Origin of the sequence: Mycobacterium sp. ACS1612, from assembly GCF_001667505.1 — a bacterium.
Lineage (GTDB): Bacteria > Actinomycetota > Actinomycetes > Mycobacteriales > Mycobacteriaceae > Mycobacterium.
The window spans coordinates 1-8,752 of sequence record NZ_LZHZ01000073.1 but is presented as its reverse complement, the minus strand read 5'-3'; the positions used below and the strand labels follow the sequence as shown (position 1 = coordinate 8,752).

Genomic DNA, 8,752 nt, shown 5'->3' with positions numbered 1-8,752 from the left:
GCCCCTCATAACCACCCACCTCCGCCCACGCCCTCACGAAGGCCTCCTCGAAATCCATCGACGGCCCCGACCGCTCACCAGCCGCAGTCAACTGCAACAGCCGCTCGTCGACATAGCGCCCCCGCAACTGATCACCAGGTAACCAATTCTCGTTCTCTACCAAGTGATCATCACTAAGGCCCAACTCCCTCAACCTGTCCCGCAGCGCAGCCTCACCATCAGGCAACCGCGCAGGGGAGCCAAGGCCGTGAAACACCCTCGCGACATCGCTGGGCACCCCGCCACGACCACCACCAACCACGAAATCAAGCACCTGCCGGTGCAACCCCTCCCGAGCCCGCTTCAACGCATCCCTACCCGGTCCCGGCGCACTCAACGACCCACCGGCAGCCTGCGCCAAGATCGCGGCATGAGCGCCATACGCATCACCGCCTACTGACCACCCCGCCGGCCATTGCTGCGGCCCGAAACCCACCACCACCGAGGACAACAAACACCACCCATCACCCGGCACCCGCACACGACCGCCACCAGCCGCTTCAGTTCCGCTGCGAGCAGTTGCGGACCAATTGGGCACCGACTCAGACGGTCCGACCTGCCCACCAGTCGACAACCCCGCACCCACATCGAGTTCGACCGGTTCCGGCGCCGTTGGGTGTGGGCCGGCGATAGCGATGTCCGACACCGACGACAACGCCTCTGCGCCAGGCCTTTCGGTACCGCCAGGACTATCGCGATGACGGGGAGCGGCACCCTCCACTGGTGACCCACTCCGGGTGGGTAAGCCCTGAGAGCCCTGTGCTGACAAATCGCTGTGCGAAAACCATCGCGACGCTTCGTCACCTTGTTGTGATGAGGGAGTGCGCGGTGGCTCGCTTACATTTGAAGTAACTGAATTCTGTTGGTGCCCAGTAATACCCCGGCTGCCAAGACTCGCGCCCGTCTCCGCCAAATCGACGCGCAATGGCTGATCCGTCGATGCAGCTTCGCCGATTCGAATCGTGACAACCCGCCGCGCCATCTCGTCTGACTCAAGATCGTGTGCCCTGCCGTCACTGTCGGGGAGGCCCCTGCCGCGGGATACCGCCTCGAACGTCACCGTCGACTGAGGTATGTTTCGTCCATCCAGTAGGCGGCGAACCTCCGCTTCCAAGACATTCCGGGTTTCGACCGCACGTGACCATCCGATGGCTCTCGGCCTGCCCGTGTGTGGCCATCCGTTCAACGGCCATCGCCGCCCGTTTGCGCCGACCTCCACCTGCACAACCAGCGTGCTACCACTTGCATCGGCGCGATACCGCTGAGCGGCTTGGTCGACGATATCGGAGGCAAATCCGTGGACCGTCTCGATTTGTGGGCCAGTGAGTTTTTTGGCCGTCTCGCCAAAGATTAGCTGCGGCGCTGCGCTCGGCTCCGCGGCCTCAGGCGGCCGCGACAATGCGTGTGCCTCTGCTGCCGGCTCCTGCGGTCTGTCCGACGGTTGTGCCCAAATCGGATCCCACCACCGCCGACTCGCCGACCGGTCCGCGGCGGGATCAACCGTACGCGGAATCCCAAGGCGCGACTGCGCATCCACTCGGTGGTCATGCAGCTCCAGCCGATCTTGATGACCCGCCACGATCCGCCCGAAATTCATCAACGACTTTGAGCGCGGCCCCATCTCATCGACGTAGTGGTAGTACGAGATATGGGTAGCTGCGCTCGCCACAGTGTCCATCGACCTCGGAAACTCAGACGCCAGACGTCGCGCACCGAACACCTCCAGTGTGGGATCGATCCCCTGCCCAATAAGACCGTTCGGGTCCGGGGTTCGGCCCAACGCCGTAACCGGATCGCGGGAGGAGCCGGCGACGAACACATTGGGTCCGATGCCGAAGTCATCCGCGTGTTGGAGCGGCCCCGCTCCGGGAGAACCCACCAGCGTTACGGTCTGGATCTCGTTCGCCAGCCGACCATCCCGGCCCGCGTACGCAGTGGTGGTCGATCCGTACGAGTGACCGAACACGTGGTTACTCGAGAAGTGAGTGCCATCATCGGCGGTGGCGTCACGCCCGGCGTTGAAGGCTGTGATATCGGCGTGAAGAATCTCACCGCCCTGCCCCGCCGCCGTCTGCGTCAGCACTCGACCAGATCGCCAACCACTTGGCGCGTGATAGCCGATCCACACGATCACCACCGCGTCCGCGGCACCCTCGGCCCGACCGGATTCGACGAGATTCACGGCATCATTGAGGAGACCGTCGAGGCTCGCGATCGTGGTCGTCAAGCCCGGCACCATCCACGACACCGACGACGCGGTATACGGATCACCGCCGACAGCAACCAGGATCCGACCGTCTCGGTGATAGGCCGCCGGATCGAAGGCCAACACCAGCGGCTCTTCGGCGCCGATCCGACTCAAACGGTTTGCGGCCCGCCGCAGTGCGCGGTTAGCGGCGTACAACCGGTTGATTGGCTTGAACGCCCGATAGCGATTCGCCGCCTCTCGTGCCAGCGTGTCCTTGAACACCCCGCGATTGGCCTCATCACGCACCCGCGGCGGCAGCCCCTCGGCATTGCCCACTTGCTCGGGATAGGCGGCGATCACCGCGCGACGCTGTTCCTCCGACAGTCCCTTCCACCACCGCGCATTCTTCCGCGCAGTCGCAGCGCCCCGCCCCGCATCCGCCAACGGATGTCGTATCTCATTCGCATCGACAAGCCCAGTCCGCCTGTGCGGGGCCGGATCCCGATCTGACGTTCGCTCGTGCAAGGCCACATGAGCCAACGACAGGGTGTGCGAATCGACCATGCGCTCCGATCGGAAACCAGGCACATCCCGCCCCATGACTTCAGGTCCACGGGATTCTGACATGTTCAAGAAACTGACACCTGGTCCAGCCTCGCGGCCGCCCCGCGCCGGCATCAGCCAATTCGGTCGACTCCGCGTAAACCCCTGATCGGCAGCGTTTCTCGACGGCCCGGCGGAGGGTGCGCGCCGAGTAGTAGACAGACCGGGTGTCTCCGCGGCCGGCGGGGGGATTTTTGTCGATGGACGCTGATGCGGGTGCTCGGCCTGCGGTGCGTCACCGCGAGTGTCCGACAGCGAGTGGTCACCTGACCCTCTAGCCGCCCTCAGATCAGGGGAGTTCTCATCTGTGCCCCGTGGTGTAGTGAAGCGGACTCTGCGTGTCGTGTCTTGACCGGTAGGGTTGCTCGCCAGCTGCCGTGACCCCATCGCCGAAGGCTCGGACCCCGCCCGTGGTGGTTCGGCAGGCAGCCGCTGCGGTGGAGTACTCGGCCGCGTCGTCATGAAGCGGTTCTCAGAGGTGCGGCTGTCGGGCTCGCCGTCAGCGCGGGCGGGGTGATCTGCGACGTCGTCTTCGGTATCACCGGCGGATGAAATGGACTCTGGTGCTAGAACTTCCGAGTGAGTGGACACCGTCTTCTCGCTTACACCGAGATACAGTGGGGCGGTTCGCGTGTCGCCGTCACGTTCAGCCGACAGGTAGGCGCTCGCTTCGCCGGCGCTGACTTGTTGCGGCGGGGTGCCGGGTGTGTCCTCGGCGCTGGTGAGCTGACCGCGATGGGCAGGATCCTCAGCAGCTGGGGCAATGCGGGATGGCTTATCAATCGGCAGTCCGTGACCGGCGCCACCGACCGACGGTGGCGTACGTGGCGGATCTGGCTGAACTGGTGTGGCCACCCGCGGCGGCCCGGCATCTTCCGGTGCAACGACGGGATCGGTACGGACTACAGTCGCGCCGGGCGAGGCCGGACGCCGTTCGGACGTACCCTCGCCGGCTTGGCTGTCAGGCGGCTGGCCAGTGCCCGGGGAAAATCCGCCCGGCACGCCCGCAGCACTCATGGCCTCCGGGGGTTTCCCGGCATCACTCGGTGATGATGTCGGCCTCCAACTCGCGCCCTCGGAGACGCCGTGTGTCGAGAACCATGACTGCACGGTGTCTCGGACAGTGGGCAAATGCCGTTGGCCCGCCAAAATGGCATACGACACGAATCCAGACAGCTGCTGACCGACCCAGTTGCCCCAGGTGGCATTCGCGCCGATCAGGTAAACAATCCAAGGCCACGCTGACTTAGCGCTGTCGAATATGCCGCCGTGGCTAGCCAGGTTTGCCACGTTCGGGACTATCGCAACGAGCCCAGGTGGAGTGAAGTTGTTGAAGGTGTTGGCCGCATCGCGCTCGTTTACGTTGGGGTCGCGCAGTTCGAGAATCGAGCGAGCGATCAGATACGCGGTAGCAGGCAAGACGTCGGACGCGGACAGGGGATCCGTCAAGGACGCGCCGGCCGCTGTTCCCCGCACCAGAACCGTCACTGCCGTGTACCCCAGTTTCGGCCAGAAGTCGACATTCTCTCGGCCGGGCATTGCACTGCCCTCCTGCGGTGCGTCAACCAATTGAGCACCCAGGTGTGCCAGATGCGAAATGTCTGACCGAATAAAGGAGATCTGTCGATCCGTGTTGTCCGAGATGTGGCCCCCACGTTCTTCGAACATCCGCTTCGCGGTCTCGATCGTGGTGAGATGTGATCGGACCTTGCTGATCGCGAGCGTCAACTCTTCCTGCGTCAGATAGTTCGGTTGGCTCTCCAACGCCTCCTCGTCGACATCCGGTGGGGTGTCGGACCGCGAAAGTAGGCGCAACTCACCGTTGGCCAGCGCACGTCGTTCGGTCAGAGGCAGAGGTAGGCCGATAGCCGTGCCGAGCGAAATGGCACTGTCGGCCAAGTAGGGGATCAGCTTTGGGAATCCGGCGCCGAAAATGATGGCGCTCTGCACCAAACCGGAACCAAGGGCCCAGAAAGGATCCGTTTGCTCTGCTGCCAGCGACGGGACCACGGTCGGCAGTAAATAGGTGAGACCCGGCAGAGACCACGGAATGACCAGATCGAAGAGAGTGGTTCCGAGCAGGCGCCCGCTGTACGCGGAGTGGCGCGCCATACCGCCCATGCGCAGTACGGCCCTTGTCTCCGCGGCTGCTACCAGAGAGATGAAGTTGAGTGACGGAGGTTTGTGCAGAATCGGCACGGCATACGGCGCCGCCAGCGGAATCGTCGTCCCGGCGAAATGCAGAGCCTGGTTGCCCAAACTTTCATCTCGATTCAACGCCTGCACCGAGCCCAGCGCCTTGTCGATGATCGAGCCCGCCGAATTGCGCAGCACACGATAGGCCGTCTGCTGCGACTCGGTAAGAGAACGGCGAGGGTGCGCAATTGCGAGAGCTTTCAAGTCGTCCAAAGCCTCCAGCAGACTTTCGAGGACGGTCTTGCCCGACTCGGGATCGGTCAACTGCTCACGCAACAGATGGATGAATTCGGCATCGTCGTGCTGAGAAACGTCTTTGTACGCAGTCGTCGCTTTTCCAAGAGCAACCACCAGCCCTACGGGATTAGGTCCACGTCGTGCGGCAGCCACTCCACTGCCGGCCACGTCCCCGACGTGTACGGGTCGCGTTAACTCCTCTGCGTCGCGGCCCCGCAACACCGCATCGACTGCACGCCGAATATGTGCTTCTGTATCGTCGCGTTCGACGTCGGACGGAGCTTGTCGCGGTGCCATCGCGTTGCGACGTTGCCAATCCGCCCGGTCACGACGCGCATCAGTTGGCCATTGATCCGTTAACCTCGAGGGTCCCGGTAAGGCTTCCAACTCTGCGACCCGTGCACGCAGCTCCCCTTCACTGCGCTGCTCCTCGTCGCGCTGCTTGGCCTCGGCCTTGGCGGATATCCCGATCTGCGAGGGCTCGCTCCGCGCCTCGTCGCCGTGCTCTGATGACGGAGCCTGCGGTGGCTGGTCGGCCTGCGAAGCAGAGGAATCCTGCTGGTGGCCAGCGAGACTCGGGTTGCCGTGGTCCCCGCCCCTGCGCGGCCCCTCGGCTGAGGGTTCGTCGGTCAGCAGCCCGACAAGGCCGCTACCAGCCTCACCCTGCTGAGTCTCCGCCTGCGGAATCGAAGCGCTACGCACCGACGATTGGTCAAGCGATGCAGTGTCAGCATCGCCCACCCCGCCGCTATCAATTGTGAACGGAATGTCCACCTCTGACGAAGGTCGGGACAATGGTGTGTCCGCCACCACGAAGTCGGAGTTGTGTTCAATGTCGCTGTCCAGACCGTCAGGCAAATTCGTTTCAGATGGTTGCGGAGAAGGCGGATGCACCTCGACGCCGGGTCGAGAGACCGTGTTACCGACGCTGCGGTCCTCGACGCGATCATCCGGGTACTCATCCCGGCTGTGGTAGAGGTCGTCGGAGTCCGCGGCGACATCGGGCCTCCGCGAGCCGCTTGTACCTGCAATTCCCTGCGGGAGTTGACCTTCCGGCGGTGCCGTTACAGCGCTGGAGGTCCGGTGACGAACCATACGACTGGGGTCGAACTGGGATGACTCCGTGTCATCGTTCGAATCCGAATCCGAATCCCACCAGACTGATTCGTCGACACCGCGCTCGTCGGGAGCGGCATCAGAGTATTCACCTGACTCCGACTCAGCCCGCAGGTCACGTCCATCCTCAAGCCGCACGACCACCAACCGTCGCGCCGCGGCATCAGTCTTCCTGTCGAACGACGTAACGACGCCTTCGGGGACTTCGCGGCCCCGCGACTTCGCGTCTGGGAATTCGACAATGTCCCGAGGCAGCTCGCGTTCGTCGAGTAGCGTCCTAACCTCCTCCTGCAGCATCTCCCAGGTGATATCAGCACGCGTCTGGCCGACATGCACGGCCCGAGACCGATTCAAAGGGCGGCCGTTTCCGCCGCCCTCAATGTGGACGACCAGACTGCGCCCGCCGTCTGTTTGTCGGCGTTGCGCCTCGTTGACCACAACAGCGGCGAATTCCTTGATCTGTTCTTCCTGCTCCCGGGTCAGCGGCGCCTGTGCCTCCTCGGCGAAGCCGATGGCTGCGTCCCACGGGACGAGTTCTACGCCGATACGACCACTCGCCGGAGTCAGCAACCGCTTCAATGCGGTCGTCATCCTTGGATTTTCGACGAGGTAGTGGGAGATAGCCGTTCGCAGTGGATTGATGTCGTTGTGATGCTGGCCAATCACCCTGTCAGTCAGGGCATCAATGACGGCCCTACCGAGGGGATCACTGTGCACCGCATGGACGACAGCGGCGTCTCGGTCGATATTGCGCGCCGTTTCTACAAAGTGGTTGGCTGCAGCTTGCAGCATCTGATGATCGCTATAGAAACCCAAGACCGGGTGGTCATATCGGGGCGCTCCAGGGTTGCGAGCTTCCAGAGGCACCACTGGTAGCGCTCCGTTGCCACGCGGCGTGGGCCTGGAGCCGACGCGAGTTATTCCGAACCTGCGCAACTCGTCGCGGTGACCTTCGGGCAATGGTCGACGACTGTTGAGGACTGAATCAAGCACGAATCCGACGCGAGTCCCGCTCGTATCGTTCGGATCGAGCTCCATTTCCCGGAGCGGCGCATCGTTGGGAAAGTCGGGATGATCGCTGCGGAAGTCGGATTCGAACAGCTCGTGGATGTCGTTTTCATGCTGCTCGAGGACCTCTTGTACGTCACTACCCAGGGCTTCGGCCAGGCCTCGCATCGGTATTCGAGGCACCACCCACATGTAATCCTTGGTTACCTTGCGATCATCGTCGGTCGTGTGCTTGGTCACGTATCCGGAATCCATCACATAAGCGAGCGCCATCACGCCCATCACGGCGCGTGCTGTGGGATCCAGCAGCGTCTCCAGATCCTCGCCCGCCAGCGCGGCTGCATCGCTGCGACCAAAGTCGAAGTCTCCCCGCACTTTCAGATGGGCCACGACGATTGCCGCAACTTTGCGCCCGAACTGTATGCCTTTGCGCAGATCGTCTAGTCCGCTGCCCGGGCGTGAATGTTCTGCGAGGTTTACGAGGAAGGCGTGGATACCGGCGAGCGGCACGTCCTCGGTGAACTGGAAATGCATCGGTGCTTCCGGCACCCGGGCCGGGTAGCCTGAGACCCGCGTATCTCGGAACTCATCTTGCACCCGGTATTCATCGCCAAGCGCGTCAGACAGCAGTACTTCATGCCCGCTGGAAGCCGCCTGCTGCAGCCTCCCGATCAAATCTGATCGTCGTGCCTCAACCGCCGCACGCAGATCCTGGGTCACGTCATCGTCGAGTGTGCGGCCAGGGACGGTGACGATCTCCGGTACCAAAATCAACTTCCAGGAACCGACTTCGTCCGGATCGACACCGGGTGGCGGGTCTGCGTAACGCTTGCCGTCGTCGTCAACGAAGACCAAGCGAAGGTCGGTGGACACCTTGACAAAACCGTCGACCGAAGTTGCGACATGCGACTTCACAATCAATGAGGTGCCATTACCTCGCCCGAACCCGACGGCGTAAAACTCGACTTCTTCGGCGTGGGCGCCGAATTGGTGATTCAGCGGCGCATCGGTCAGTGCTTCGTGAACAGGAATTTTTGTTGACGACCACACCTCCGGGGACACCACACGTCCATGCGGATCGAGCACCACCGCCGACATCGCCACCCCAGCCGGAAAATCCTTCTCCAGCCCCGCCTCGTCCTTCTCACCCGCAGGGAAAACCTTGTTCCCCGAACGCTGCGGATCCACCCACCGCAACCCCTCCCCGGCAGTGGAATACAACGCCTGCACATGCCCCACCCGCTCGCCACCGCGACTGAACATCACCACCGCCGACGAACCTGGCTCACCCCCAACCAGTTCCATCAACGCCGACAAGTCACGCACCCGGCGCCACCCACCACCGGCAAGCACCCGCCCCTGAGC

Annotated in this window: 1 protein-coding gene; it reads right to left on the bottom strand. The window is 63.2% G+C overall.

Annotation, left to right across the window (positions count from 1 at the left end; genetic code table 11):
- Positions 1-8,713: alpha/beta hydrolase (locus A5724_RS31235; protein ID WP_232005033.1), on the bottom strand; the 8,713-nt coding region annotated here is incomplete at its 3' end.
- Positions 8,714-8,752 lie beyond the last annotated feature (39 nt).